The sequence below is a fragment of the Enterobacter cloacae complex sp. 385G4 genome (assembly GCF_057320665.1).
Genome location: NZ_JBXWDD010000001.1, coordinates 364,480 through 390,419 on the forward strand (window position 1 = coordinate 364,480; position 25,940 = coordinate 390,419).

The 25,940-nt window shown below is 56.9% G+C and carries 28 protein-coding genes; 14 read left to right on the top strand and 14 right to left on the bottom strand.

Features of this window, described 5'->3' with window-relative positions:
* Nucleotides 1-8: 8 nt before the first annotated feature.
* Nucleotides 9-875 carry an aldo/keto reductase family oxidoreductase gene (locus AC2FAJ_RS01930; protein ID WP_041910273.1) on the top strand — a complete coding sequence of 289 codons (867 nt, stop codon included), beginning with the start codon at nt 9-11 and terminating at the stop codon, nt 873-875.
* 46 nt (nt 876-921) lie between these two features.
* On the opposite strand, the gene AC2FAJ_RS01935 is transcribed toward AC2FAJ_RS01930, so the two are convergent.
* Nucleotides 922-1,122: a hypothetical protein gene (locus AC2FAJ_RS01935; protein ID WP_041910272.1), complete on the bottom strand. Its 201-nt coding sequence runs from the start codon at nt 1,120-1,122 to the stop codon at nt 922-924.
* Nucleotides 1,123-1,431: 309 nt separating this feature from the next.
* Here AC2FAJ_RS01935 and umuD point away from each other — a divergent pair, with 309 nt between their 5' ends.
* Nucleotides 1,432-1,866 (top strand): translesion error-prone DNA polymerase V autoproteolytic subunit, encoded by a 435-nt coding sequence (umuD, locus tag AC2FAJ_RS01940; RefSeq protein WP_028012955.1) that lies wholly within the window; start codon nt 1,432-1,434, stop codon nt 1,864-1,866.
* Nucleotides 1,850-3,112 carry a translesion error-prone DNA polymerase V subunit UmuC gene (gene umuC / locus AC2FAJ_RS01945; protein WP_485453744.1) on the top strand — a complete coding sequence of 421 codons (1,263 nt, stop codon included), beginning with the start codon at nt 1,850-1,852 and terminating at the stop codon, nt 3,110-3,112. Before umuD ends, umuC begins: the two co-directional genes overlap by 17 nt.
* A gap of 83 nt (nt 3,113-3,195) precedes the next feature.
* On the opposite strand, the gene AC2FAJ_RS01950 is transcribed toward umuC, so the two are convergent.
* A complete protein-coding gene (locus tag AC2FAJ_RS01950) occupies nt 3,196-4,176 on the bottom strand; it encodes an NAD(P)H-dependent flavin oxidoreductase (protein WP_485453745.1) in 981 nt (326 codons plus the stop codon).
* A gap of 134 nt (nt 4,177-4,310) precedes the next feature.
* On the opposite strand from AC2FAJ_RS01950, the gene AC2FAJ_RS01955 reads away from it, so the two are divergent.
* Entirely contained in the window at nt 4,311-5,195 is an 885-nt protein-coding gene (locus tag AC2FAJ_RS01955) for a LysR family transcriptional regulator (RefSeq protein ID WP_041910264.1), read from the top strand.
* An 81-nt stretch (nt 5,196-5,276) separates the two neighbouring features.
* On the opposite strand, the gene yajD is transcribed toward AC2FAJ_RS01955, so the two are convergent.
* A complete protein-coding gene (gene yajD / locus AC2FAJ_RS01960; protein WP_003857471.1) occupies nt 5,277-5,624 on the bottom strand; it encodes an HNH nuclease YajD in 348 nt (115 codons plus the stop codon).
* 176 nt (nt 5,625-5,800) lie between these two features.
* On the opposite strand from yajD, the gene AC2FAJ_RS01965 reads away from it, so the two are divergent.
* The gene (locus tag AC2FAJ_RS01965; protein WP_048956325.1) at nt 5,801-6,826 is read left to right on the top strand and encodes an LLM class flavin-dependent oxidoreductase; all 1,026 of its coding nucleotides are present in this window, start codon (nt 5,801-5,803) and stop codon (nt 6,824-6,826) included.
* Nucleotides 6,827-6,854: 28 nt separating this feature from the next.
* Nucleotides 6,855-7,802: a zinc-dependent alcohol dehydrogenase family protein gene (locus tag AC2FAJ_RS01970; protein WP_485453746.1), complete on the top strand. Its 948-nt coding sequence runs from the start codon at nt 6,855-6,857 to the stop codon at nt 7,800-7,802.
* Nucleotides 7,803-7,805: 3 nt separating this feature from the next.
* Here AC2FAJ_RS01970 and AC2FAJ_RS01975 read toward each other — a convergent pair whose 3' ends face one another.
* A complete protein-coding gene (locus AC2FAJ_RS01975; RefSeq protein ID WP_485453747.1) occupies nt 7,806-8,840 on the bottom strand; it encodes an AI-2E family transporter in 1,035 nt (344 codons plus the stop codon).
* A 133-nt stretch (nt 8,841-8,973) separates the two neighbouring features.
* On the opposite strand from AC2FAJ_RS01975, the gene AC2FAJ_RS01980 reads away from it, so the two are divergent.
* The 3 genes from AC2FAJ_RS01980 to mdtI all read left to right on the top strand — a co-directional run bounded on the left by AC2FAJ_RS01980 (nt 8,974) and on the right by mdtI (nt 9,941).
* Entirely contained in the window at nt 8,974-9,144 is a 171-nt protein-coding gene (locus AC2FAJ_RS01980) for a protein YdgV (protein ID WP_088205359.1), read from the top strand.
* A gap of 118 nt (nt 9,145-9,262) precedes the next feature.
* A complete protein-coding gene (mdtJ, locus tag AC2FAJ_RS01985) occupies nt 9,263-9,625 on the top strand; it encodes a multidrug/spermidine efflux SMR transporter subunit MdtJ (protein ID WP_028012965.1) in 363 nt (120 codons plus the stop codon).
* Nucleotides 9,612-9,941 carry a multidrug/spermidine efflux SMR transporter subunit MdtI gene (gene mdtI / locus AC2FAJ_RS01990; RefSeq protein WP_028012966.1) on the top strand — a complete coding sequence of 110 codons (330 nt, stop codon included), beginning with the start codon at nt 9,612-9,614 and terminating at the stop codon, nt 9,939-9,941. The genes mdtJ and mdtI overlap by 14 nt, the downstream gene beginning before the upstream one ends.
* A 38-nt stretch (nt 9,942-9,979) precedes the next feature.
* Here mdtI and AC2FAJ_RS01995 read toward each other — a convergent pair whose 3' ends face one another.
* The 9 genes from AC2FAJ_RS01995 to puuD all read right to left on the bottom strand — a co-directional run bounded on the left by AC2FAJ_RS01995 (nt 9,980) and on the right by puuD (nt 18,814).
* Nucleotides 9,980-10,801: a trypsin-like serine peptidase gene (locus AC2FAJ_RS01995; protein ID WP_028012967.1), complete on the bottom strand. Its 822-nt coding sequence runs from the start codon at nt 10,799-10,801 to the stop codon at nt 9,980-9,982.
* A gap of 102 nt (nt 10,802-10,903) precedes the next feature.
* Nucleotides 10,904-10,987, bottom strand: a complete 84-nt coding sequence (gene ydgU, locus AC2FAJ_RS02000; RefSeq protein WP_021241182.1) for a small membrane protein YdgU — start codon at nt 10,985-10,987, stop codon at nt 10,904-10,906.
* Between the two features lie 93 nt (nt 10,988-11,080).
* Nucleotides 11,081-11,455: an acid resistance repetitive basic protein Asr gene (gene asr / locus AC2FAJ_RS02005; RefSeq protein WP_032642591.1), complete on the bottom strand. Its 375-nt coding sequence runs from the start codon at nt 11,453-11,455 to the stop codon at nt 11,081-11,083.
* Nucleotides 11,456-11,603: 148 nt separating this feature from the next.
* A complete protein-coding gene (locus tag AC2FAJ_RS02010) occupies nt 11,604-13,091 on the bottom strand; it encodes a carboxypeptidase M32 (RefSeq protein WP_485453748.1) in 1,488 nt (495 codons plus the stop codon).
* A 150-nt stretch (nt 13,092-13,241) separates the two neighbouring features.
* Entirely contained in the window at nt 13,242-14,513 is a 1,272-nt protein-coding gene (gene puuE, locus AC2FAJ_RS02015) for a 4-aminobutyrate transaminase (protein WP_485453749.1), read from the bottom strand.
* Between the two features lie 25 nt (nt 14,514-14,538).
* Entirely contained in the window at nt 14,539-15,819 is a 1,281-nt protein-coding gene (locus tag AC2FAJ_RS02020) for an NAD(P)/FAD-dependent oxidoreductase (RefSeq protein ID WP_045630213.1), read from the bottom strand.
* Nucleotides 15,816-17,309 carry an aldehyde dehydrogenase PuuC gene (gene puuC, locus AC2FAJ_RS02025; RefSeq protein ID WP_188245652.1) on the bottom strand — a complete coding sequence of 498 codons (1,494 nt, stop codon included), beginning with the start codon at nt 17,307-17,309 and terminating at the stop codon, nt 15,816-15,818. The genes AC2FAJ_RS02020 and puuC overlap by 4 nt, the downstream gene beginning before the upstream one ends.
* Nucleotides 17,310-17,466: 157 nt before the next feature.
* Nucleotides 17,467-18,024: an HTH-type transcriptional regulator PuuR gene (gene puuR, locus AC2FAJ_RS02030; RefSeq protein WP_013096835.1), complete on the bottom strand. Its 558-nt coding sequence runs from the start codon at nt 18,022-18,024 to the stop codon at nt 17,467-17,469.
* Between the two features lie 25 nt (nt 18,025-18,049).
* Nucleotides 18,050-18,814 (bottom strand): gamma-glutamyl-gamma-aminobutyrate hydrolase, encoded by a 765-nt coding sequence (puuD, locus tag AC2FAJ_RS02035; protein ID WP_041912017.1) that lies wholly within the window; start codon nt 18,812-18,814, stop codon nt 18,050-18,052.
* 214 nt (nt 18,815-19,028) lie between these two features.
* On the opposite strand from puuD, the gene AC2FAJ_RS02040 reads away from it, so the two are divergent.
* From AC2FAJ_RS02040 to AC2FAJ_RS02050, 3 genes are all read left to right on the top strand, one after another.
* Nucleotides 19,029-20,447, top strand: a complete 1,419-nt coding sequence (locus AC2FAJ_RS02040) for a glutamine synthetase family protein (protein WP_024909135.1) — start codon at nt 19,029-19,031, stop codon at nt 20,445-20,447.
* 181 nt (nt 20,448-20,628) lie between these two features.
* On the top strand, nt 20,629-20,814 hold the full coding sequence (locus AC2FAJ_RS02045; RefSeq protein ID WP_418250462.1) for a hypothetical protein: 186 nt from the start codon (nt 20,629-20,631) through the stop codon (nt 20,812-20,814).
* Nucleotides 20,804-22,195, top strand: coding sequence for an APC family permease (locus tag AC2FAJ_RS02050; RefSeq protein ID WP_041910246.1), 1,392 nt, complete (start codon nt 20,804-20,806; stop codon nt 22,193-22,195). Before AC2FAJ_RS02045 ends, AC2FAJ_RS02050 begins: the two co-directional genes overlap by 11 nt.
* 63 nt (nt 22,196-22,258) lie before the next feature.
* Here the strand turns inward: AC2FAJ_RS02050 and AC2FAJ_RS02055 are convergent, their stop codons facing one another.
* On the bottom strand, nt 22,259-23,512 hold the full coding sequence (locus AC2FAJ_RS02055; protein WP_041912016.1) for an MFS transporter: 1,254 nt from the start codon (nt 23,510-23,512) through the stop codon (nt 22,259-22,261).
* A 121-nt stretch (nt 23,513-23,633) separates the two neighbouring features.
* Between AC2FAJ_RS02055 and AC2FAJ_RS02060 the strand changes: the two genes are divergently transcribed.
* Entirely contained in the window at nt 23,634-24,530 is an 897-nt protein-coding gene (locus tag AC2FAJ_RS02060) for a LysR family transcriptional regulator (RefSeq protein WP_028012978.1), read from the top strand.
* A 129-nt stretch (nt 24,531-24,659) separates the two neighbouring features.
* Nucleotides 24,660-25,880, top strand: coding sequence for a sugar metabolism global transcriptional regulator Mlc (mlc, locus tag AC2FAJ_RS02065; RefSeq protein ID WP_041910244.1), 1,221 nt, complete (start codon nt 24,660-24,662; stop codon nt 25,878-25,880).
* Nucleotides 25,881-25,940: the final 60 nt, after the last annotated feature.

Consider the following 25,940-nt stretch of genomic DNA (forward strand, 5'->3'; position numbering starts at 1 on the left):
AGGTTAACATGAGCAGCATTGATAAAAGCGGGACGTACGCGCTCGGAACGCGAACGGTGAAACGACTGGGCTACGGGGCAATGCAGCTTGCCGGGCCGGGCGTATTTGGCCCGCCGAAGGATAAACAGGCCGCGCTGGACGTGCTGCGCGAAGCCGTGGCGGCGGGTGTGAATCATATCGATACCAGCGATTTTTACGGCCCGCATGTGACGAACCAGCTGATCCGCGAGGCGCTTCATCCTTACCGGGACGATCTCACCCTCGTCACCAAGATCGGTGCCCGTCGCGATGACAAAGGGGCCTGGCTGCCGGCCTTTTCCGCGCAGGAGCTGACCCAGGCGGTGCATGACAACCTGCGCAACCTGAAGCTGGATGTGCTGGACGTGGTGAACCTGCGGATCATGTTTAGCGCACACGGCCCGGCAGAAGGATCGATTGCTGAACCGCTTTCCACCCTCGCAGAATTACAGCAGCAGGGGCTGGTACGCCACATTGGCCTGAGCAACGTCACGGCCACGCAGGTGGCGGAAGCGCGGAAGATGGTGCAGGTCGTCTGCGTGCAGAACATGTACAACATTGTGAACCGCGGCGACGATGCGCTGGTAGATTTACTGGCGCGGCAGGGGATTGCGTATGTGCCGTTCTTCCCGTTGGGAGGCTTCACGCCACTGCAGTCCACCGGCCTGCAGGCCGTCGCGGATTCCCTGGGCGCAACGGCGATGCAGGTTGCGCTGGCATGGCTACTGCAACGGTCGCCGAACATTCTGCTGATCCCCGGCACGTCATCCGTGGCGCATCTGCGGCAAAACCTCGCGGCGGGAGAGGTGCAATTGCCGCCTGAAGCACTTGAAAAACTGAATGCGTTGATGGGTTAATCACAGCATGGGCAAAGCCGGAAGGACACTTCCAGGCTTTGCCTGCTCAGACTCCGCATTGACTTTTTTGTCTGTGAAGCGCTAACGCTTCTGCCACAATTTCCTGCTTGCTTTTTCGCGTCTCAAAGGCGGTGATTCTGATGTATTCCATCAGGTCAGGCTCAATGCGGGCGCTCAACATCCTGAGATCGGCCTCCTTTGCTGAACCGCGGGCAACTCGCTTGTCGGGATAGTCACGGGCTGGCATAGAAAACGTTCTCCAAAAATCTTGATAATTCGTGCCCTAAAATATGCGTTATTCTGATGTTTAAGTCAATTAATAGTGTTTCTATAGTGATTTAATGATCTTTTTTCACATGAAGTGATTTTAAAGTGTTGGTTAGTGACTTTTTTATGACTTTTGGTTGGCCCGTCTGCGATCGCCAGCAGGAGAGGTTGCTAAATTAATTCCGCTCAAACTTCAACGCGTTTGCGGTCTTTGTCGGAAATGACCTTGATCCTGTGCCGTAATCCGTAATACTGTGTTTATATACAGTATCTGGCGGGAAAGGCATTTATGGACACTCTCTTTTCTTATCATCCAAAGCAACTTATTGAATTACCTTTATATCTTGAGCGTGTTGCCTGTGGCTTTCCAAGCCCTGCGCAGGATTATGTGGAGGATCGTCTCGATCTTAACCGGCTGGCGGTCAGGCACCCCAGTGCGACCTACTTTATCAAAGTGAGCGGGGACTCCATGATCGGCGCAGGGATTAGCGACGGCGATCTGCTGGTGGTAGACCGCTCGTTAAATGCCGAGCACGGGGACATTGTTGTGGCGTCGGTCGGCGGCGAATTTACGGTGAAAGAGCTACAGACCCGCCCGGTTCTGCGGTTGCTGCCGCGTAATGCCCGCTATCAGCCGATCGCCTTTCAGTCCGAAGAGGAGCTGCAAATCTTCGGTGTCGTCACTCATACGCTCAAAACGCATAAACATGTTCGCGCTGGTTGATGTGAATAGCTTCTATGCCTCCTGCGAGAGGGTGTTTCGCCCCGATCTGGTGGGTAAGCCCATCGTGGTGGTGTCCAATAACGACGGCTGTATTATTTCGCTGTCGCGGGAGGCAAAGCAGTTCGGCATAAAAATGGGGGAGCCCTATTTTAAATTCAAAGAGAAGGGGTATCCGTCGCGGGTTTACGTCTTTAGCTCCAACTATGCGCTGTATGCCGATCTCAGCAGCCGGGTGATGCAGACGCTGACCGATCTCGCGCCGGCCATTGAGATCTACTCCATCGATGAAGCATTTGTGAACGTTTCGGGTGTCAGCAACTGCATCTCGCTGGAAGCATTTGGTCATCAGATGCGTACGCAGGTCTTTAAAAACACAGGCTTAAGTGTGGGCGTCGGGATTGCGCCGACTAAAACGCTGGCGAAGCTGGCCAACTATGCGGCGAAGCGGTGGTCAGCCACCGGTGGCGTGGTCGATCTCTCGGATCGTGGACGACAGCGTAAGCTGCTGGCAAAGGTTCCGGTGGAGGAGGTGTGGGGCGTAGGACGACGCATCACGAAAAAGCTTAACACGATGGGGATAACCACGGCGCTGGAGCTGGCGGAAGCGTCATCCTGGGTCATCCGCAAACATTTTAACGTGGTAATGGAGCGTACGGCGCGCGAGCTTCGAGGTGAGCCCTGCCTCGATCTGGAGGAGTTTACTCCCACGAAGCAGCAAATTATCTGTAGTCGTTCGTTTGGACACCGTATTACGCAGTACGAGGAGATGCATCAGGCCATTTGCGCCTATGCAGAACGTGCTGCGGAAAAACTGCGTGGCGAGCATCAGTATTGCCGCTTTATCAGCGTGTTTGTGCGCACCAGCCCACACGCGGACAACGAAATTTATTACGGCAATCAGGCTTGCGTCACCCTGATGACGCCCACCAATGATTCGCGCGATATCATCCGTGCCGCCACTGAGGCGCTGGGGCGTATCTGGCTTGACGGATATCGCTATATGAAAGCGGGGGTGATGCTGGCAGACTTTTTCAGCAGCGGCGTTGCCCAGCTGAATTTGTTTGACGATAACCGCCCGAGCGCCAACAGCGCGGCGCTGATGGAAACCATCGATAGCTTAAATCATTCCGGCAAAGGGAAAATATGGTTTGCCGGGCAGGGGATTGAGAAAGCCTGGGCGATGAAGCGCGAGATGCTGTCACCGGCCTATACGACGCGGTACGCGGATTTACCGGTGGCGAGATGAAAGGCGGCTATGTGTGACAAAGAGCCGAAGACGGTTTACGGACGCCGCTCCTGTGCAGCGTCCATAGCATCAGAGTTAAGGGTTTACTCAACAGTTAACGCATCGACAACCTCAGCCACGCTTCTCACGCTGCGGATATTCCCAATCCCCGTGCCGAGCGCGATATAACCTTCATCGGTGTTATTTTCCAGCATGCCCAGGCGCAGGCCCCGCAATCCTCCCATCGCCTTGCCCAGCGCTTCATTGCTTGCGCCAGCTTTATCCATCGCCGCCAGTTTTTCCGCCAGCTTGCCGGGGAGAGAACGATAGTAGTGGGGGACGGTGCGAAAAAGCAGCAGGTCCAGGCCGTTGGCGGCAACAATTTTCTCTTTGACCCCCTGCGGCACGCGGCTTTCTTCGGTACTGATAAACACCGAACCGGCAAACACGCCTTCCGCACCCAATGCATGCGCCGCTCTGGCGGTGCGACGGTCGGTAATGCCGCCCGCGGCCATCACCGGGATGTGCTTCACGGCATCGGCAATCAGCGGCACGATGGAAAAGGTGCCAAGCACCGTGGCGGGTAACGTTCCGCCCTCGTCAAAACCGGTGGCGACGATAATGTCTGCGCCCAGGTCTTCCGCGAGGCGTGTGTTTTCCGGGGTGGGATTGATGTCGCGGTAGATAATGGCGATACCCGCCTCTTTTAGCTCGCTGAAGAGCGCCGGAATAATGCTGCCTTCCCCATAGCCCGTATACACCACGGCCCTGACGCCTTCCTCTTTCACCACCTGAAGAATAGGCCCAGTCCAGAGGTCATTAACGGCTGTGGGGATCAGGTTCACGCCAAACGGTTTTTCGGTCAGCCGTTTGGTTTTCCGAATTTCTTCCCGCATTTTTTTAGCGGTCTCTTCCGGCGTGGAGACCGCGGTATCGGCGGTTAAACCGGCGTTGGGGCCCAGCACGCCGAGTCCTCCGGCATTGCTGACCGCGGCCACTAAACGGGCATCAGTAAGCCAGGATAACGGTCCCTGAATAACGGGCTTTTCGATCCCCAGGATCTGACAAATACGGTTATTTTTCATAGCAGACTCTCCCTTACGTTTGAATGAGGGAGAGTGTAGAGAGTAAGATTGTTAGGAAAAATAGCCAGAAAAATTCATCACTGTTATAAAATCAATAACAATCATTTTCTCCCGTTCGCGGCAAGACATCCCATATGCAAATAAACCTTTTTGAATCTATTCGAATTTTTATTGAAATTGTCGAGTCAGGCAGCCTTACCCAGGCGGCGGAGAATCTGCAGATCCATCGCCCGGCAGTCACCAAAGCATTACAGTTTCTGGAGCAACACAGCGGCACGCGGCTACTGCAGCGCACAACGCGACGGATTAGCCTGACGCCGGATGGGGAAGCGTTTTATCGCCGGAGTAAACCCCTGCTGGCGCAGGCGGACGAATTACTGGAGTCGTTTGGTACGGACCGGGCAATACACGGTCAGCTGCGTGTGGATATGCCTGTCTCTTTTGCCACGCTGCGAGTCATCCCCAATCTGCCCGATTTTTATCGTCAGCATCCTGAGATCGACATTATTCTGAGCAGCTCGGATCGCCGTCGGGATATGCTGCGCGATGGCCTGGACTGCGTGCTGCGGGTGGGGGAGCTGGAGGACGGCGAGTATATCGCGCGTAAAATTGGGAACATCAAAATCACGACCTGCGCCAGCCCGGCCTGGCTGGCAAAAAATGGTACGCCAGAAACGCTGGAGGATTTACGCCAGCATCAGGCCATCAACTGGATTAATAACAGCAGCAGACAAATTCATCCGTGGACGTTTACCACGCCGGAAGGCATCGCGGAGATTACCCTGCCCGGTAAGCTTGTCGTGGATAACTCCGAGGCCTACATCGCGGCAGGCCTTGCCGGGCTGGGGTTAATGCAGGGGATGAATCTTTTTCTCCAGCCTTACCTTGACCGCGGTCTTCTGGTTGAAGTCCTGCCGGACTATCGCTCGCCGGACCGCAAGCTGTCACTGCTCTACCCACACCGTCATCTCTCCCGCAAGGTGCGGGTATTTACCGAATGGCTGGAGAGTCTGGTGTGAAAGCGGCCGGTTCATGGCATGGCGCACCAACCGGGCGTGCGCCCCTGAGCCGCCAATCCGGCAGGTACAGGCGGTGAAAGATTACTTCTTCTTATCCATCATCGCTTTTAAATCGGCAAACGGGTTAAACGTGGCGACACCCACGTCTTTTTGCGCGTCTTCACCTGCGACCACGGTGGTGCCGTACTGATCCGCTTCGGTGTATTTCGAATGCTCGTGATCGTGGCAAAACAGGCACAACAGCTCCCAGTTGCTGCCATCTTCCGGGTTGTTAGTATGGTCATGATCGATATGGTGAACCGTCAATTCACGCAGGTTGGAATAGACGAACTCCCGCGAGCAGCGTCCGCAGACCCAGGGATAGATTTTTAATGCTTTCTCGCGATAGCCGCTTTCCAGTCGCGCGTAGTTTTTAGGGATCAGAGCCATTGCCGGTTTTACCTGCCATAAAAAAGTGGGGGATATTATATCCATTATGGAGCGGAATGACGAACCCCTCTATTCCGTCAATTTATTTGATGCTTTCCGTTAAATAAACGGCATTTATTCTTACCGGGTAATGCGTAAAGTGGACAGAACGCAACGCATTATCAGGACACAGGGTTATGAAAAAGATCGGGTTTTTATCGTTTGGTCACTGGACGCCTTCTCCGCAGTCCGGCACGCGCTCGGCGGCAGACACGCTGCTGCAGTCCATCGACCTGGCCGTGGCCGCTGAAGAGCTGGGCGCAGACGGCGCCTATTTCCGCGTGCACCACTTCGCTCGTCAGCTTAGCTCGCCGTTCCCTCTTCTGGCGGCAATAGGCGCGAAAACGAAAACCATTGAAATCGGTACGGGCGTGATTGATATGCGCTATGAAAACCCGATGTATATGGCCGAGGATGCGGGCGCGGCAGATCTGATCTCCGGCGGCCGTTTGCAGCTTGGCATCAGCCGCGGCTCCCCGGAGCAGGTCATTGATGGCTGGCGTCATTTCGGCTATGTCCCGCAGGAAGGGGAAAACGAAGCGGACATGGCGCGCCGTCATACCGAGGTGCTGCTTGAGGTGCTGCGCGGCGAAGGGTTTGCAAAACCGAATCCACAGCCGATGTTCCCCAATCCGCCTGGGCTGCTGCGCCTGGAACCGTATTCTGAAGGGCTGCGGGAGCGTATCTGGTGGGGCGCCGGTTCAAATGCGACGGCGGTATGGGCCGCTAAGCTCGGCATGAACCTGCAAAGCTCAACCCTGAAAGACGATGAAACCGGTGAGCCGTTCCATATTCAGCAGGCAAAACAGATCCGCGCCTATCGTCAGGCCTGGAAAGAGGCAGGGCATGCGCGCGAGCCGCGCGTCTCGGTCAGCCGCAGTATTTTTGCCCTGATGGACGACCGCGACCGGATGTACTTCGGTGCCAGCCGCAACGACAGTGATAGCGTGGGGTATCTTGATGAAAAAACGCGCGCGATCTTCGGGCGCAGCTATGCCGCGGAGCCTGACAGGCTGATTGAACAGCTGAAGAAGGACGAGGCGATTGCCGAGGCTGATACGTTATTACTGACCGTACCGAACCAGCTCGGTGTGGATTACAATGCGCACGTGATTGAGTCCATTCTCAAACATGTCGCACCGGCAATGGGCTGGCGCGATTAAGTATTCCGCCGTCAGCCGTGAGATCGTAATGGAAAATCTGGCCCTCTGGTATCGCCGTTTTGGCGAGCCAGAATCTGTTCTGCAACCTGAAACCGCGCTGCCGGGCGCGCTTGCGCCGGGACACCTCCGCGTGCAAATGCTGTATGCGCCGGTGAACGCATCCGATCTCATTCCCATTACCGGCGCTTACCGCCACAGAACCCCGCTGCCCGCCGTCGCGGGCTATGAAGGCGTCGGCGTTGTCATTCAGGCGCCCGCGTCTTTTGCGCATCTGCCGGGTAAACGCGTTCTGCCGCTGCGCGGGCAGGGCACCTGGCAGCGCTATGCGGATTGCCCGGCAGAGTATGCGATCCCCGTGCCGGATGATGTCGACTCACGCCTGGCCGCGCGGGCCTATATCAACCCGCTGGCGGCGCAGATGATGTTGAGCCACTATCCACCGCGGGGAAAGCGGGTGCTGCTCACGGCCGCCGGTTCGGATTGCGCTATTCTGCTCGGGCAGTGGGCGCGTCTGGCGGGGGCAGAGGCGGTGTACGGTATTCATCGTTCGCCCGTTCACGCCGAACGGCTGGCGGCGATGGGGATCGTTCCTGTCGCACAGCATGACATGCAGCGGATCCTCTCCGTTGCCGCGCGTGCCGACGTCGTTTACGATGCAACCGGCGGGGCGCTGGCGGAAGCGATCCTGAGCGTGCTGCCGGAGCAGGGCATATTTGTCTGCTACGGGCTGCTCTCCGGGCAGACCTTCCGCCAGCAGCGGCCCCTGCCGCGCGTAGCGTGGTTCCATATTCGTAACTATCTGGATGGGCTCAGCGCAGAGGCGTGGCGCGCGGAGTTCGATCAAATCTGGCCCCGGATGCGCGCCAGTGCGTACAGCCCCGGAACGGTGTACCCTCTGACGGACTGGCAGAGGGCGCTCAGGGCTTACCGTGAAGGAGGAAGGGCAAACAAGCCCCTCATGTCGATGGCGGAATGACGGCTATTGATGGCTCATATCGCTCAGCAGCACGGCGATGCTTTGCCCGCCCGCCGTCTGTTCCAGACCAATCTTCACGATGATGGTCAGCGGAACGGAGAGCAGCATGCCTACGGGACCGAGCAGCCAGCCCCAGAAAATCAGGGACAAAAAGACGACCAGCGTCGAAAGCCCCAGCCCACGCCCCATCATTCGCGGTTCAAGAATATTCCCGAATACCAGGTTAATCGCCAGATAGCCGGCCAGCAGAATCAGCGCATCATAAAATCCGCTGAACACCAGCACCTGAAGAATAGGGGGGATTGCCGCCAGCACGGAGCCGATATTAGGAATGTAATTGAGCGCAAATGCCAGTAACCCCCAGACGAACGCAAAGCGGACGTCCAGCGCCACCAGCATTCCCCAGACCACCACCCCGGTGACCAGGCTGATGACGGTTTTCAGTACCAGATAGCGTGAAACGCTGTCCAGCGCGCGCTGAATAGCGCCCATTCCTTCAACCGGACGAACCATGATTTGCTGTAACTTTGCGGGCAGCTGTGGCACCTCCAGCAGCATGAACACCACCGTTAAAAACAGCAGGAAAATGGAGGTCATGGCATTGGAAAGCTGCGTCAGCAGGCCTGTGACGATGGTCATGGCCGCATTAGGGTCGATATATTTAAGAAGCTCCTCAACCGAGACTTCTATTCCCGCGCGCTGAAGCCAGGGCTCAAGCTGCAGCAGCGGCATCGCCAGCGAGGAACGGTATTTCGGCAGCGTTCGCGCCAGTTCGTTCAACGAGGTACCCAGATACGCAACCAGTAACACCATGGCGAAAATAATGACGCTAATTAGCAGGGTAATTGCCAGCACGCGCGGGATGCGCAGCCGCGTCATGCGCCGGACCAGTGGGTTAAGGATCACCGCAACAAACAGGGCCAGAATAAAGGGCACAATGATGTCGGCGGCAAAACGAACGCCCGTGAGTATGATCACCAGCATGCCCAGCATGATGACAATTTTTAACCCGTTGAGGGTAATAATGGGTTTAGCCATGGTGACTCCAAAAAACGCTTTTTATTTATAATAGAGGGTAAACGTCCTGCAATAAACTAACCAAAATCAAACGGGATGGGTAAAGAATTGAAAAGACTTTGAGTAAAATCTTCAGTTATGGTACAAATTTGGCGTGTTCAACTACCGAGGACAATTTTCATCCGCAAAGACGAGAAGCAACAACGCGGATAATTGTAATTTTATGGACAATTTGTTCAGGACCTATTCTTCAAACAACGCTGCTCTATTTTCTACCTCCTTCTGCCTGATTGCTGGTGAGCAACACTGGCGCACCGCACTATAGTCACCTCTTCTGCCTGAGCTGGCGCTACGCGCTTAGCTATCTGATTTAATTTCATATTTTTTTGGTTTGCTGCATGCGGCGGGCCACGATGGATTATATTCTCAAGCAGGAGAAAAACATGTTTTACTGGATCTTATTAGCCCTGGCTATCCTCGCTGAAATTACCGGCACGCTGTCAATGAAATGGGCAAGCGTCAGCGAGGGCAATACCGGTTTTATTTTAATGCTGGTGATGATATCCCTTTCCTATATTTTCCTCTCATTTGCAGTGAAGAAAATTGCGCTGGGTGTGGCCTATGCGCTGTGGGAAGGGATCGGTATTTTATTGATTACGCTGTTCAGCGTTCTGATATTCGACGAAACATTAACAACAATGAAGGTCGCCGGGTTAACGACGCTGGTCGCGGGTATCGTGCTGATTAAATCAGGTACCCGTAAACCGACAAAACAGCAGAAGGAGCAGAACCATGCAACAGTTTGAATGGGTTCATGCGGCCTGGCTGGGCTTCGCCATCGTGCTGGAAATTCTGGCGAACGTTCTGCTGAAATTCTCTGACGGTTTTCGCCGTAAGGTTTATGGCCTGATGTCGATTGCCGCAGTGCTGGGGGCATTTAGCGCCCTGTCTCAGGCGGTCAAAGGTATCGATCTGTCTGTGGCCTATGCGCTGTGGGGCGGTTTTGGTATCGCCGCCACCCTGGCCGCAGGGTGGGTGCTTTTCGGGCAGCGTTTAAATAATAAAGGCTGGATAGGGCTGATCTTGCTGCTCGCGGGCATGATCATGATAAAACTCGCCTGATCAATCGGTAACCCTGATTCACAGACAGCCGCGCTGGCTTACTCCTTAGCCAGCGCTTCCAGCTTATCGCGAAAACCGGTGACGGATAAGGCCCGGTTATCGGCTCGCCAGCGGTCTTTCGCCGCCGGGGCGGAGCTTTGAACCCCAATCAACTGCCAGCCGTTATCGGTTTTCAGCATCAGCGGTGAACCGCTGTCGCCAGGCAACGTATCGCACTGATGGGAAAGCACGCTGGTCTGCGCCCAGCCCGTCACGATACAGTCCGTGTGGGTGTAAAGCGCATCGAGATGATCGACCGGGTAGCCTGACTGCGTTACCTTGCGGTCGGCGGCTTTCAGCGCGGCGGTGAGCGCCGCTTTATCGCCGTCAAATAACGGCAGCGGCGTAATGCCCGAAGGCGGGTAGCGCAAAATAATCAGGCCAAAATCCCACGAGGCTGCCGCGGGCGGCACAATCCAGCCGTCGCCATCCGGTTTAAGACGCTTCCCAAGAGAAGCATCAACCCGGCCTTCAATGCCGTGGATTTCATAGCGCCAGATCCCTTTTTGCGACACAAATCGTAAGACAACCGCTTTGTCTGGCTTACCGTTGGGTGGCGTCAACAGGCAGTGGCCCGCCGTCAGCGCTAATTGCGGGGTGATTAACGTCGCGGTACACAGGTTGCCGCTGGCGGTTTCCAGTTGGCCTATAGCGTCCCAGGGAGCCTGGGTAGGATCGGTGACGCGAGTACGATCGTCATGACCGAAAAAAAGCGTTTTTAGCTCTTTCGCGCTAATGGCGTTATCACCGCCATCATCCGCCTGTGAAAATCCAGAAAAAAGGCCAAACGTTCCCAGCAACAACACAACAGATTTACGCATATCACACTCTGGTGGGGGTAATTATGATTATTAAAAGTGAACCCTATGAAAATACTATAGACGGGACGGCGCTAAAGTGGGAGTAAAATCAGCGTGCTACATTCAGGAAAGATAAAAATGGCTGGCGATGAGCGCGCATAAAATAAGCAGGATAAGAATCAGCTCAAACCGATAGCGTCGCAGCATACGCCCTCCGGATAAAAAAAACGGCGCAGAACCTTTTCCGGTTCAGCGCCGGTTTACCAACGTGCCCCGCAGGGCACGGTTAAGCTTGTACGCTTACGCAGCTGGCTGTGCAGCTGGTTTAGCAGCTTCGTGTTTTACTGCTTTTTTGTGATGCTTTTTCGCAGCCTGGGCTTTCTGCTCTACGGCTGGTTTAGCGGCTTTCTTGTGGTGCTTTTTCGCAGCCTGAGCCTTCTGCTCTACGGCTGGTTTAGCGGCTTTTTTGTGGTGCTTTTTAGCTGCCTGCGCTTTTTGCTCTGCAGCCGGTTTAGCGGCTTTGTGGTGTTTCTTGTGATGCACGGTTTTTGCTGGCGCCGCGGTGGTCGTTGCAGCAGGCGCCGCAGCAGCTGGTGCAGCAGTGGTTTCAGCAGCAAACGCAGCAGAAGACAGACCCATAGCAGCGGCAACAACCAGAGCTAATACTTTTTTCATGTTCATACCCTCGAATTTGGTTTTTCATTTAACCCCACTGCGGGGCCGTTGAAATAACTATATCCCTGTAAATTCGGGGTTTCCGTGAGTGATTGGTATCGGCGTGTAACCATATGTACAAGGCCGGGGAAGAACCCCGGCCTTATCATTACAGGTAGCGTGAGGTCAGGTGTTCGCGGAAGTAGCGGATATTCAGATCTTCCCCCGTCGCCTGGGTGATTAACTGCGACGTGCTAAAGCGGCTACCGTGCTGCCAGATGTTCTGACGCAGCCACTCAAAGAGGGCGGAAAAATCCCCTTCAGCGATGGAGGACGCCAGTCCCGGAAGCGCGGTCTTTGCAGCATGGAACAGCTGCGCGGCATACATCGCGCCCAGCGTGTACGACGGGAAGTAACCAAACCCGCCGTCGGTCCAGTGGATATCCTGCATGCAGCCGTTGCGGTAGTTGTCTTTGGTAGACAACCCGAGCCAGGCCTGCATTTTCTCATCCCACAGGGCGGGGATATCGTCCACCTCGATCTCGCCGTTGATCAGCGCGCGCTCAATCTCATAGCGCAGCACCACGTGTGCCGGGTAGCTCACTTCGTCGGCATCGACGCGGATATAGCCTGGCTTCACGCGCTGGTTCCAGGCGATAAAGTTCTCTTCGCTGAACGCCGCCTGGCTGCCAAAGCGGGCGTGAACGGCAGGGAGGAGGTGCTTAAGGAAGGCTTCGCTGCGTCCCAACTGCATCTCAAAGAACAGGCTCTGGGATTCATGGATCGCGGTTGAGCGGGCCAGGGCAATAGGCTGGCCTGCCCACGCGCGCGGCAGGTTTTGTTCGTAGCGCGCGTGTCCGGTTTCGTGGATCACGCCAAACAGCGCGCTGAGCAGCTCGTCTTCATCATAGCGCGTGGTGATGCGCACGTCTTCCGGTACGCCGCCGCAGAACGGGTGCGCGCTCACGTCCAGGCGACCGCCGTTGAAATCGAAGCCGAGCATCTTCATGGCTTCCAGACCCAGTTCGCGCTGGGTTGCCGTCGGGAAGGGGCCCTGCGGCGGAACGAACGACCGCTGAGCCTGTTTCTCCACCGCGCTTGCCAGCAGGTCTGGCAGCCAGGTTTTCACATCACCAAACAGCACGTCCAGGCGCGCGCTGGTCATGTCCGGTTCAAAAATATCCAGCAGCGCGTCGTACGGCGTACAGCCTTTGGCTTCTGCGCGCAGGCGGGCTTCTTCACGGCTGAGTTTCACCACTTCTTTCAGGTTGGCGGAAAAGCCCTGCCAGTCGTTCGCGGGACGCTGCGTACGCCAGGCGTGCTCGCACCTGCTGCCCGCCAGGGATTTGGCTTCCACCAGCGATTCCGGCAGCAGGGTAGCCTGCTGATACTGTCGCGTCATTTCACGCAGGTTGGCCTGTTCGACGTCATTCAGATCTTCCCCTGCTGCGGCCGCTAACAGGTCGCCGACTTTTTTATCGGTCAGGATCTGATGTTGCAGGACGCTCATCTCTGCCAGCGCTTCACCGCGCGCGGCGCTGCCGCCTGGCGGCATCATGGTGAACATGTCCCAGCTGGCGATGGAGGAGAGATGCGAGAAGCGAGAGAGGCGCTGGAAGGTTTTCACAAGTGACTGATAGGCGGATGTTTTTTGCAATTCTTATTTCCTCTTGCCAGGGATGTGTTTCAGGGAGCATACAATGAAACAGACCAAATTCCCCAACATTTCCCACACGGAGGAAATCTATGCCGATCTCCTCCGTTGAAACCGTCTCCGGAATGCCGGGAGACGGTTTTCGGTGGGCACTCAGGACTTATCGCGCATAACCTGTTGCAGGATCGCCAGCGCCTGGTTGAACTGAGCATCCGGAATGGTCAGCGGATAAAGGAAGCGGATCACGTTGCCGTACTGGCCGCAGATCAATAACAGCAGGCCCTGGGCGAGCGCCTTTTGCTGTATCGCCTGCGCGATGGCGGCCGAAGGCTCATGACTCTCGGGATCAAAAAACTCCGCCGCAATCATCGATCCTCTCCCCCTTATCGCCACGAGCGCAGGGAAGGTGCCCTGAATCTCCTCCAGCGTGGCTTTCAGTCGATCCCCCAGATGGCAGGCGCGGGCGCACAGTGACTCGTTGTCGATAATCTTCAGCACCGCGTGCGCGGCGGCCACCGCAAGCGGGTTGCCTGCATAGGTCCCCCCCAGACCGCCGGGAGCCGGCGCGTCCATGATTTCGGCGCGACCCACCACGCCAGACAGCGGCATTCCGCCTGCCAGGCTTTTCGCCATCGTCATCAGGTCGGGCTTGTCCGCGTAGTGTTCCATGGCAAACAGTTTACCCGTACGGGCGAAGCCGCTCTGCACTTCGTCGGCAATCATCACGATCCCGTGCTCATCACAGATTCGGCGAATGGCGGCCACCAGCTCTGGCGGGGCGACGTTGAATCCGCCTTCACCCTGAATGGGTTCAAAAATAATCGCCGCCACCTGTTTCGCCTCAATATCCGCTTTGAACAGGCGCTCTATCGCCGTGATGGCATCCTGCGTCGTGATGCCGTGCAGCTCGGAGGGATACGGCACGTGATAAACCGACCCCGGGAAGGGGCCAAATCCCAGCTTATAAGGCGCGACCTTGCCAGTTAAGGCCATGGTCATATAGGTTCGGCCGTGAAAGCCTCCCCCGAAGGCAATCACGCCCGGTCTGCCGGTGTGGGCCCGGGCGATTTTAATGGCGTTTTCCACCGCTTCCGCGCCCGTGGTGAAGAACGCCGTTTTGGCCGGGCTCTGGACCGGGGCCAGCTCGTTAAGTTTCTCGGCTAATGAAACATAGCTTTCATACGGCACAATCTGGTAGGCCGTGTGGGTGAACTGGTGAAGCTGTTTTTCCACTGCGGCCACCAGTTCAGGATGACGATGGCCGGTATTCAGCACCGCGATCCCGGCGGCGAAATCAATATAGTCGTTGCCTTCCACGTCGGTGAGGGTGGCATTCTCCGCCGTGCGGGCAAAGAAATTACACATTACGCCTACGCCGCGCGGGGTGGCAGAAAGTCTGCGCTGATGAAATTCCTGGTTACTCATGTCAGTTACCCTTTTGTCGAAACGATCATACGCCAAGACGATCGCGCAGGCTGTAGTACGCCGCGCCCATCGCCGTGAATGGAATCCGCAGGCTGCGACCGCCCGGGAAGGGGTAGTGCGGGAGGTTGGCAAACGCATCAAAGCGCTCAGCGTCACCGCGCAACAGTTCCGAGATCAGCCGCCCGGCCAGGTGGGTGCAGGTCACGCCGTGGCCGCTGTAGCCCTGCATGTAATAGATGTTCTTGTCCAGACGGCCAAACTGCGGCATCCGCGACAGGGTCAGCAGGAAGTTGCCCGTCCAGCGGTAGTCGATTTTGACGCCTGCCAGCTGAGGGAAGGTTTTCAGCAGCTTTGGCATCACCAGGCGCTCGACATCGTCCGGATCGCGCGCGCCATAGACGACGCCACCGCCGTACAGCAGGCGGTTGTCGGCGGTGAGACGGTAGTAATCCAGCAGATAATTGCAATCTTCCACGCAGTAGTTATTGGGGATCAGCGTGTGGGCGACCTCCTCCGGCAGCGGGGCGGTGGTCACCACCTGGGTGCCGCAGGGCATGCTGCGTTTTGCCAGCTCCGGTTCTATCTTATCGCCCAGATAGGCATTCCCGGCGACGATCACGTAGCGGGCCGTGACCTGGCCATGCTGCGTGCTTACTATTGCCGGGCTGGTGTGCTGAATGGCGGTCACCGGAGACTGTTCATATACACGCCCACCGTTCAGGCGAATGGCGTCCGCTTCGCCGATCGCCAGGTTCAGCGGATGAATGTGCCCCCCGCTGCGGTCCAGCAGCGCACCGGTATAGCGGTCGCTGTCGACTTCCCGGCGGATGGCGCTGGCGTCCAGCAGCTCCAGCTGGGTGTTGCCGTAACGTTCCCAGTTGGCCTTTTGCTCCTCCAGCGTCTCCAGCTGCTTATGGTTTAGCGCCACAAACAGCCCGCCGGGACGATAGTCGCACTGGATCTGATAGCGCTGGATACGCTCCCGGATGATCTCCCCGCCTTCAAACATCATGCTCCCGAGCACTTTCGCAGCATCGGGTCCGTAGTTTTTCTCGATCACGTCGATATCGCGGCTGTAGGAGTTAACCAGCTGGCCGCCGTTGCGTCCGCTGGCGCCGAAGCCGATGCGCGCCCCTTCAAGGAGCACCACGTCGTAGCCCATTTCGGCGAGATGCAGCGCGGAGGAGAGGCCGGTATAGCCGCCGCCCACCACGCACACGTCACAGCTAATCGACTCGTTAAGCGTCGGGAAAGGTTCATAAGCATTCGCGCTGGCCGCGTAGTAGCTGGTGGTATGTTCGGTCATGATTGAGGCTCCAGGGCAATCCAGATGGTTTTCAGTTCGGTAAATTTTTCCAGCGCGTGCAGGGACTTATCGCGACCGTTGCCGCTCTGCTTATAGCCGCCAAAGGGGACGGTCATGTCACCGTCGTTATAGTTATTGACGAAGACCGAGCCGGCTTTCAGGCGGCGGCTCATGCGGTGCGCCCGGGAGAGATCGCGGGTCCATACCGCCGCGCCAAGCCCATATTCACTGTCGTTGGCCAGCGTTAAGGCTTCCTCTTCGGTTTTAAAACGGGTGACAACCAGCACCGGCCCGAAAATCTCTTCCCGGCACAGCGGGGAGGCAGGGTCGATGTCGACAAAAATGGTGGGACCGACTGCGGAAGGCCATGATTGTTCCCGCCCGTCCAGCAGCAGCGTACCTTTCCGGGCTCCCTCGCGAATAAACGTGTGGACGGTATCGGCGTGCGCAGCGTCGATGAGCATGCCCATCGTGCTGTCCGGGTCGAGCGGATCGCCCGGCTGCCAGTGACGGGCCTGCGCTTTCAGCCTTGCCAGGAAGTCATCGGCGATGCTGTTTTCGAGCAGCAGGCGGGTACCGGCGATACAGACTTGCCCCTGGTTGTAAAAAATCCCGGCGGCGGTCGCGCTCACGGCCTTGTCCATGTCCGGACAGTCGGCAAAGATAATGTTGGCGCTCTTGCCGCCTGCCTCCAGCCAGACGCGCTTCATGTTGCTTTCTCCCGCGTCCTTCAACAGCTGCTTGCCGGTACGGGTAGAGCCGGTAAACGTCAGCACTTCGACCTCCGGATGCAGTGCCAGCGCCTGGCCCGCTTCGTGGCCGTAACCGCTTATCACATTCAGCACGCCGTCCGGCAGTCCCGCCTCCTTCGCCAGCCCGGCCAGGCGCAGGGCGGTGAGCGGCGATTTCTCCGACGGTTTTAATACCACGCTATTGCCCGCGATCAGCGCCGGGCCCAGCTTCCAGCAGGCCAGCAGCAGCGGGAAGTTCCAGGGGACGATGGCCGCAACAACCCCGATCGGCTCGCGCACGATCATCGCCAGCTCGCCCGGCCCCGTAGGCGCCACTTCGCCGTAGACTTTATCCGCCGCTTCGGCGTACCAGCGAATGGCGCGAGCCGCGCCGGGAATATCGTCGCGCAGGCTGTGGCGGATGGGTTTACCGGTGTCCAGCGTTTCCAGTAAGGCCAGCTCTTCGCCGTGGCGTTCCATTAAATCGGCGAGCTTATTGAGCACGGCCTTGCGCTGCGCCGGAGACGCCTGTGACCAGTCGCCGCGTTCAAATACCTCACGTGCGGCCTGAACCGCGCGGTTCACGTCCGCCTGCTTGCCCCGGGCCACGTTCGCCAGCGTCTGTTGGGTAGCGGGATTGACGGTTTCAAACGTGGCATTATCGGCGGCGTCACAATAGGCACCGTTAATAAATAACCGGGTCTCAATGGCGCTGTTTTTTGCTTTATCCTGCCAGTAAGTCAGGTGCTGAAAATGCATATTCACTCCTTTCTTTCGCAATCAGATAAATAAAGGCATGGCCGTTTCAGGCAATACGAAGCCGTGGGGCATCCCGGGAATTAACCCGTTGAATGCCGACATTGATCGTTTTTATTTGTCCCGGCGTAAGTGCGCTTACGCCGGGACTGAGTGGTAATTAGAACGTGGTGGGGGTGTGGGCACTGATAATGCGGCAGATGCCTGCCGAGGTATTGCTGAAGCTGTGCGGTATGCCGGTATTGATGGCATAGCTCTGCCCCGCAACCAGGTGATAAGGCTGGCCATTAATGGTCAGCACTATTTCACCTTCCAGTATCGTACCGATCTCCTCACCCTGATGTTTGATCCTCTCTCCGGTCGTGGTTCCAGGCTGGTAAGTTTCAAAAATCATCGCCAGCGTACGGTTCGGATTTCCGTTATGAACCAGCTTCATCGAAACTCCCTGACTGCCTATTTCGATAAGGTCTTCCTGATTAATAACCACCTGCGGTTCATCAGGTTTTTCCGGTTCCGAAAAGAATTCCGAGAGCGACAGCCCATAGACTTTCAGCAGCTTTTGCAGCGTACTGATGGCAGGACTCACTTTGTCCTGCTCAATGGTGCTGATGGCACTGTGTGTTAACCCAGACAGTTCGGCGGCACGCCGCTGCGAGAGACCCAATTGCTGGCGGATCTCAGACAGACGTTTCCCTGGCGCCAGTCCGTCATCGCTCATAGTTGCATTTCCTTTACGGTAGTGGTCAAAGCCGTTGCTTCTCGGCAATGTGGCTTTGACAGGCGGTGATAAAACCATCAAACAACATACGTGAGAGGGCGTACTCGCTGCTGTTCCATTCGGGGTGCCATTGCACGCCGAGGGCAAAAGGGTGGTCATGAACGCTGACCGCTTCGACCAGCCCGTCCGTCGAACGGGCCTCCACGCGAAGCCGTGGTCCTAACGATCGTGCACCTTGCCCGTGTAACGAGTTTACCCAAAATGTGTTACAGCCTGGTATTAATTGAGACAGCAGTCCTCCCTCCTGAACCTGAACCTCATGAGAAGGGGCGTATTGTAGCTCAACCGGCAGTTCAGGATCTTCCCGGTGTTCAAGCAGGTCGTTCTGCTCGAACAGGCGGCGATACAGCGTCCCTCCCGTCGCAACAACCAGTTCCTGCAGCCCCCGGCAGATGGCGAAAATGGGGATGCGCCTTTCGAGCGCGGCGGCAATCAGCGCCATACTCAGAAGATCTCGCCCGGGATCGGCGTCAGGCTCATCGCCGTTTTCACCATAAAGGTGCGGCTGCACGTTACTTGGGCTGCCCGGCAGGTAAATCCCGTCCAGGGTTGGCAGCAGAGCGGTAAGTAGCTCTGGCTCTGCCAGCGCATGGGGTAAGGCAATCGGTAAGCCCCCCGCGTTAATAATGGCATTCAGGTACTTTTCTTGCAGGGTCTGGGTCTCATGACCCTTAAGCCTGTTTCTGCACATCACTACGCCAATAACTGGCTTGTTCATTATATTTTCCATGATCGCCCTCACAAAGTGGACTAAATTTAGGCCATTCTCGCCTGTGAAACGGCCTTTTCGTTCAATATTTTCTCAATCTAGCAACGGGATCTGCCTTTTGCAAACTTAATTTAACATTTGACAAACAATTTGTTTGCATACAGATTCGATAGGGTGGACATTATATTTGACAGTCCAGAGCAGCGAACGCAAATCCCAAAAACGGTGGTAAATCATGGAAACCAATATCGTAGAAGTTGAGAACTTTGTGCAGCACACGGATGAGAGGCGGGGCAGCGCCTTTACGCAGGAAGTGAAGCGCTATTTAGAAAAGTATCCTGACACCCAGTTTATTGATGTCCTCCTGACCGACCTGAACGGCTGTTTTCGCGGCAAGCGCATCCCGGTTGCCGGACTGAGCAAGCTTGAAAAAGGCTGCTATTTCCCGGCATCGGTTTTCGCCATGGACATTTTGGGTAACGTCGTGGAAGAGGCGGGCCTGGGGCAGGAGCTCGGCGAGCCGGACTGTATCTGCGTGCCGGTACCGGGTACCCTGACGCCGTCCGCCGCCGACCCGGAATACATTGGTCAGGTGCAGCTCACCATGGTCGATGAAGATGGCGCTCCCTTTGACGTTGAGCCGCGGAACGTACTCAACCGACTCTGGCAGCAGCTGCGCCAGCGCGGTCTGTTCCCCGTGGTAGCGGTAGAGCTGGAGTTCTATTTACTTGACCGTAAGCGCGATGCCGACGGCTATCTGCAGCCACCCTGCGCGCCGGGTACCGACGTACGTAACACGCAGAGTCAGGTCTACTCGGTTGATAACCTGAACCACTTTGCTGACGTGCTGAACGACATTGACGAACTGGCGCAGCTGCAGCTGATCCCCGCCGACGGAGCTGTGGCTGAGGCCTCCCCGGGCCAGTTTGAAATTAACCTGCACCATACGGAAAACGTGCTCGACGCCTGCGATGATGCGCTGGCACTGAAACGTCTCGTCAGGCAGATGGCGGAAAAACATAAGATGCACGCCACGTTTATGGCAAAGCCGTATGAAGAGCATGCGGGCAGCGGGATGCATATCCACATCAGCATGCAAAACAACCGAGGCGAAAACGTGCTCGCAGACGCCAGCGGCGAGGATTCCGCGCTGCTGAAACGCGCGCTGGCCGGGATGATCGATCTGATGCCTGCGTCCATGGCGCTGCTGGCGCCGAACGTCAACTCCTACCGCCGTTTCCAGCCGGGAATGTACGTACCGACGCAGGCGTCATGGGGACACAATAATCGCACCGTTGCCCTGCGTATCCCCTGCGGCGATCGCCATAACCATCGGGTCGAGTACCGGGTGGCGGGAGCAGACGCGAACCCGTATCTGGTGATGGCGGCGATTTTTGCCGGCATTCTGCACGGGCTGGATAACGATTTACCCCTGCAGGAAGAAGTGGAAGGCAATGGTCTGGAGCAGGACGGACTGCCGTTCCCGATTCGTCAGAGCGATGCGCTGTGGGAATTTATGCAAAACGATCATCTTCGCGAGCGGCTGGGCGAACGTTTCTGCCACGTCTATCACGCCTGCAAAAATGATGAATTACTGCAGTTTGAACGCCTGATTACCGAAACAGAAATTGAGTGGATGCTGAAAAACGCCTGATGACGAGCCCCGGTAAGGGGCCGCTTTGTTTCATCGCATACGTATCACCAAACGGCCTGCGCGGAGCCTGGCCGAAACGTTCGCTGGCACGCCAGCTATCTCCCGGGAGTCGCGTTATGGAGCGCAGGCGGCACAGGGACTTTCTTAACGACACTGTGTGACGAGGTAGGAAATGATGCAGATGTTCAACTATCCGCAGGGCGAAGGGGGCCAGTCAGGCGCCTGCTGTGAGTGCGAGCGAGAGACGCTGCGCTGGTACGATCGCGTATGTTCTTTACAACTTCCCCCTTTGCTAAGCAGGTTTGCGTTACGGTCAACGCGATTGCAAACCACGGTAAGCATGGGGGGGATGGTTTATGGCGACTAACACCTCTCTTGACTCGCCGCGCATGGCCGGAAGAACCCGGCTGCGCAGTTCCCTCAAGCTCTGGCAGGTGGTCATGATGGGGCTGGCTTACCTCACTCCCATGACCGTGTTTGATACCTTCGGCATTGTGTCCGGTATCAGCAATGGCCACGTGCCCGCCTCGTATCTGCTGGCGCTGGCGGGCGTCATGTTTACCGCCATCAGCTACGGCAAACTGGTACGACAGTTCCCGGAAGCGGGCTCCGCGTATACCTACACGCAGAAATCGATCGGCCCTCACTTAGGCTTTATGGTTGGCTGGTCATCGCTGCTGGACTATCTCTTCCTGCCGATGATCAACGTGCTGCTGGCGAAGATCTACCTTTCCGCGTTGTTCCCTGAAGTCCCGCCCTGGGTCTGGGTGGTGGGGTTTGTGACGATCCTGACGCTGGCGAACCTGAAAAGCGTTAACCTGGTCGCCAACTTTAACACTCTGTTTGTGCTGGTGCAGGTCGCCATCATGGTGGTCTTTGTCATACTGGTAGTGCATGGACTGCACAAGGGGGAGGGGGTTGGCACCGTCTGGTCGCTCCAGCCGTTTATCAGCGAGAACGCGCACCTGCTTCCTATCATTACCGGCGCGACTATCGTCTGCTTCTCTTTCCTCGGCTTTGACGCAGTCACCACGCTGTCGGAAGAGACGCCAAATGCGGCGCGGGTTATTCCCAAAGCCATTTTCCTGACCGCACTGTATGGCGGGCTGATATTTATTGTTGCCTCGTTTTTCATGCAGCTCTTTTTCCCGACGATCGCGCGCTTCAAGAACCCGGACGCCGCGCTGCCGGAAATTGCGCTGTACGTGGGCGGCAAGCTCTTCCAGTCGGTGTTTCTGTGCACCACGTTTGTGAATACGCTCGCTTCAGGCCTGGCCTCGCACGCCAGCGTCTCACGCTTATTGTATGTGATGGGGCGTGACAACGTCTTTCCTGAGCGGGTGTTTGGCTACGTGCATCCGAAATGGCGCACTCCGGCCCTGAACGTGATTATGGTAGGGATAGTGGCGCTGTCGGCCCTGTACTTTGATCTGGTGACCGCGACGGCGCTGATCAACTTTGGCGCGCTGGTGGCGTTTACGTTTGTTAATCTCTCGGTGTACAACCATTTCTGGCGGCGTAAGGGGCTGAACAAAACGTGGAAAGATCGGCTCCACTATTTCCTGCTGCCACTCATTGGTGCCGCAACGGTCGGCGTGCTGTGGGTAAACCTCGAAGCGACGTCCCTGACGCTTGGCCTCATCTGGGCGGCACTGGGTGTCCTTTACCTGACCTGGCTCACGCGCCGCTTCCGAAAACCGCCTCCGCAGTTTGAAGCCGGTAAGATAGAGCAGGCCTGGGATTCCTGAACGTGAAACGGCACCAGTAAGCTGGTGCCGTTTATCTGGATCGGGCATCAGCCCGCAGGATGATTATCTCAGGCATTTATGAAGGCTTGCGCCCACCAGCAGTGCAGCACAGAGCATCAGCGCGATAAATCCGCCCACGCCGTTCCAGCCGTAGTGATGCCAGAACACGCCGCCCAGCGTCCCGGCGATGCTTGAGCCCAGATAATAGCTAAACAGATACAGCGACGATGCCTGGCCTTTGGCGCGACGCGCGCGCGGGCCAATCCAGCTGCTGGCGACGGAGTGAGCGGCGAAGAAGCCTGCGGAGAAGAGCAGCATCCCGGCAAAGATAAGCCACAGGGAAGAGAAAAGCGTCAGCAGCAGGCCGAGCAGCATCACCGCGGTAAACACCAGCATCACCGGCCCGCGGCCAAAGCGTGCCGTCATCGCCCCGGCTTTCGGCGAGCTCCACGTACCGGTGAGATAGGCCACGGAAAGCAAACCCACAACGGCCTGATTCAGATGCCACGGCGAGAGCATCAGCCGGTAGCCAATATAGTTAAACAGCGTCACGAAGGAACCCATCAGCAGGAATCCCATCAGAAACAGTCGCGGTAAACCTTTGTCACGCCAGTGCAGGCGGAAGTTGATAAACAGCGTTTTCGGGCGCAGAGACGTCGGGCGAAAATGGCGCGATTCCGGCAGGATTTTCCAGAACATCAGGGCCGATGCCAGCGCAAAACACCCGATCACCGCCAGCGCAATGCGCCAGCTAAAGAAGTCCGTGAATACCCCGCTCAGCAGACGCCCGCTCATGCCGCCAATCGAGTTCCCGCTGATGTACAGCCCCATCGAAAAGGCGACGAAGCTCGGGTGGATCTCCTCGCTGAGATAGGTCATCCCGACTGCCGCCACGCCGCTGAGCGAGAGCCCGATCAGCGCGCGCATCATCAAAATGCCGTGCCAGCTGGTCATCATTGTCGAGAGTAACGTACAGACCGAGGCCAGCATCAGGGCGGTTACCATCACCTGTTTACGGCCAATGGCGTCGGAGAGCGGGCCGGTAAAAAGCAGGCCAATTGCCAGCATCCCGGTTGAAATGGAAAGCGAAACGCTGCTGCTGGCAGGCGATACGCCAAACTCGTGTGAGAGAACGGGCAGGATCGGCTGAACGCAGTAGAGCAGGGCAAACGTTGCCAGACCGGCGGAAAAGAGCGCCAGCGTGACGCGCATAAACTGGGGGGTACCACGTTTGATGAACTGAACCGGCTGCGATGCTACAGGCAAATCATTAATATCTCTGGCCGGCTCGATATCAATGGTAGATGTACGACTCACACAGTTTCCTTGCTTAAACATCCCCGTGGTTTCTGGTGACGGGTATGACCACCTCTTCAGGGTAGGAAAATGTAAATATTCTGTCTAATATATTAATAATCTCAAATGATACTTTAGAAATATGAATATCGAGCTGCGTCATCTTCGCTACTTTGTCGCCGTCGCTGAGGAGCTGCATTTTGGCCGCGCGGCGGCACGGCTGAACATTTCTCAGCCGCCCTTAAGCCAGCAGATTCAAATCCTCGAACAGCAGGTCGGGGCGCGTCTTCTGGCCCGCACCAACCGCAGCGTGAGCCTGACGGCAGCGGGTAAGCAGTTTCTGATCGACAGCCGACAAATTCTGAGCATGGTCGACGACGCCGCTGCCCGGGCGGAACGGCTCTATCTTGGGGAAGCCGGAGAGCTGCGCATCGGGTTTACCTCGTCCGCGCCGTTTATCAGCGCCGTCTCGCAGACGCTTTCGTCATTCCGCCGTCATTTTCCGGACGTGCATATTCAGACGCGCGAAATTAATACCCGGGAGCAGATTGCGCCGCTTAACGAAGGTGCGCTCGATCTGGGGCTGATGCGTAATACCCAGCTGCCGGACACGCTGGCATGGGAGGTTATCCTGCGCGAACCGCTGATGGCCATGATCCCGAACGATCACCCGCTGGCGTCGCGTCCGGCGGTTTCGCTGGCAGAGCTGGCAAAAGAGCCGTTTGTCTTTTTTGACCCGCAGGTCGGGACGGGCCTGTATGACGATATTCTGGGGCTGATGCGCCGCTACGATCTGGCGCCGGTCATTACCCAGGAAGTGGGAGAGGCGATGACCATTATCGGCCTGGTCGCCGCCGGGCTGGGCGTGTCGATACTCCCGGCCTCCTTTAAGCGGGTACAGCTGCGCGAGATGCGCTGGGTTGCTATCGCCGAGGAGGATGCCGTTTCGGAGATGTGGCTGGTGTGGTCAAAACATCGCGAACAGAGTCATGCTGCCCAGCGCTTCAAACAGCGGTTAATCCAGGCTTCCGCGGTCTGATATTTCCCTGGAAAACGGGTAAAAATGTGCGGTAAATCACAAGGCTAAGTAAATATTTGACGACACCCATGGAAGTGCTTCACCATAGCCAACAGTTTATTTCGAAGCTCGAAAATAAGGGAGTACGAGGTGGTTGCTGATAGTCAGCCAGGGCATATTGATCAGATTAAGCAGACCAACGCTGGCGCGGTGTATCGCCTGATTGATCAGCTTGGTCCGGTTTCGCGTATCGATCTGTCGCGCCTGGCACAGCTGGCACCTGCCAGTATCACCAAAATTGTCCGCGAAATGCTGGAAGCGCACCTGGTCCAGGAGACGGAAATTCAGGAGCCGGGCAGCCGTGGTCGTCCGGCGGTCGGCCTGGTGGTCGAGACGGAAGCCTGGCACTACCTCTCGCTGCGCATCAGTCGCGGAGAGATCTTCCTTGCGCTGCGCGATCTCAGCAGCAAGCTGGTGGTGGAAGACCGGCTTGAGCTGCCGCTCAACGCCGAGGAACCGCTTCTCGATGCGATTGTCTCCCATATCGATCGCTTCTTTATTCGCCATCAGCAGCGGCTTGAACGCTTAACGGCGATTGCCATCACCATGCCCGGCATTATTGATACCGAAAATGGTATTGTTCACCGCATGCCGTTTTACGACGATGTTAAAGAGATGCCGCTGGGCGAAGTGCTGGAAAACCATACCGGCGTGCCGGTCTATATTCAGCACGACATTAGCGCCTGGACGATGGCGGAAGCGCTGTTTGGCGCGTCGCGGGGCGCGCGGGATGTGATTCAGGTGGTTATCGATCATAACGTCGGGGCGGGGGTGATCACCGACGGACGGCTTCTCCACGCCGGGAGCAGCAGCCTGGTGGAAATTGGCCATACCCAGGTCGACCCGTACGGTAAACGCTGCTACTGCGGGAACCACGGCTGTCTGGAGACGATCGCCAGCGTGGAAAGCGTGCTCGAACTGGCGCAGGTGAGGCTCAGTCAGTCCATGAGCTCCTCGCTTCACGGCCAACCCTTAACGGTGGATTCCCTTTGCGCCGCCGCGCGTCAGGGGGATCTGCTGGCGAAGGACATTATTACCGGGGTGGGTAATAACGTAGGCCGCATTCTGGCGATTATGGTGAACCTCTTCAATCCGCAAAAAATCCTGATCGGCTCACCGCTCAGCCAGGCGGCGGAGATCCTTTTTCCGGCGATTACGGCCTGTATTCAGCAGCAGTCGCTTCCCGCCTACAGCAGAAATATTGCGGTAGAAAGTACCCAGTTTTCCAACCAGGGCACAATGGCCGGCGCGGCGCTGGTCAAAGATGCCATGTACAACGGCTCGCTGCTTATCCGCCTGTTACAGGGTTAACTCTTTTCCGCAGATGTAAGAAAAATTGCGCTATCTCAAGCCGGGTAGCGCACGCATCCC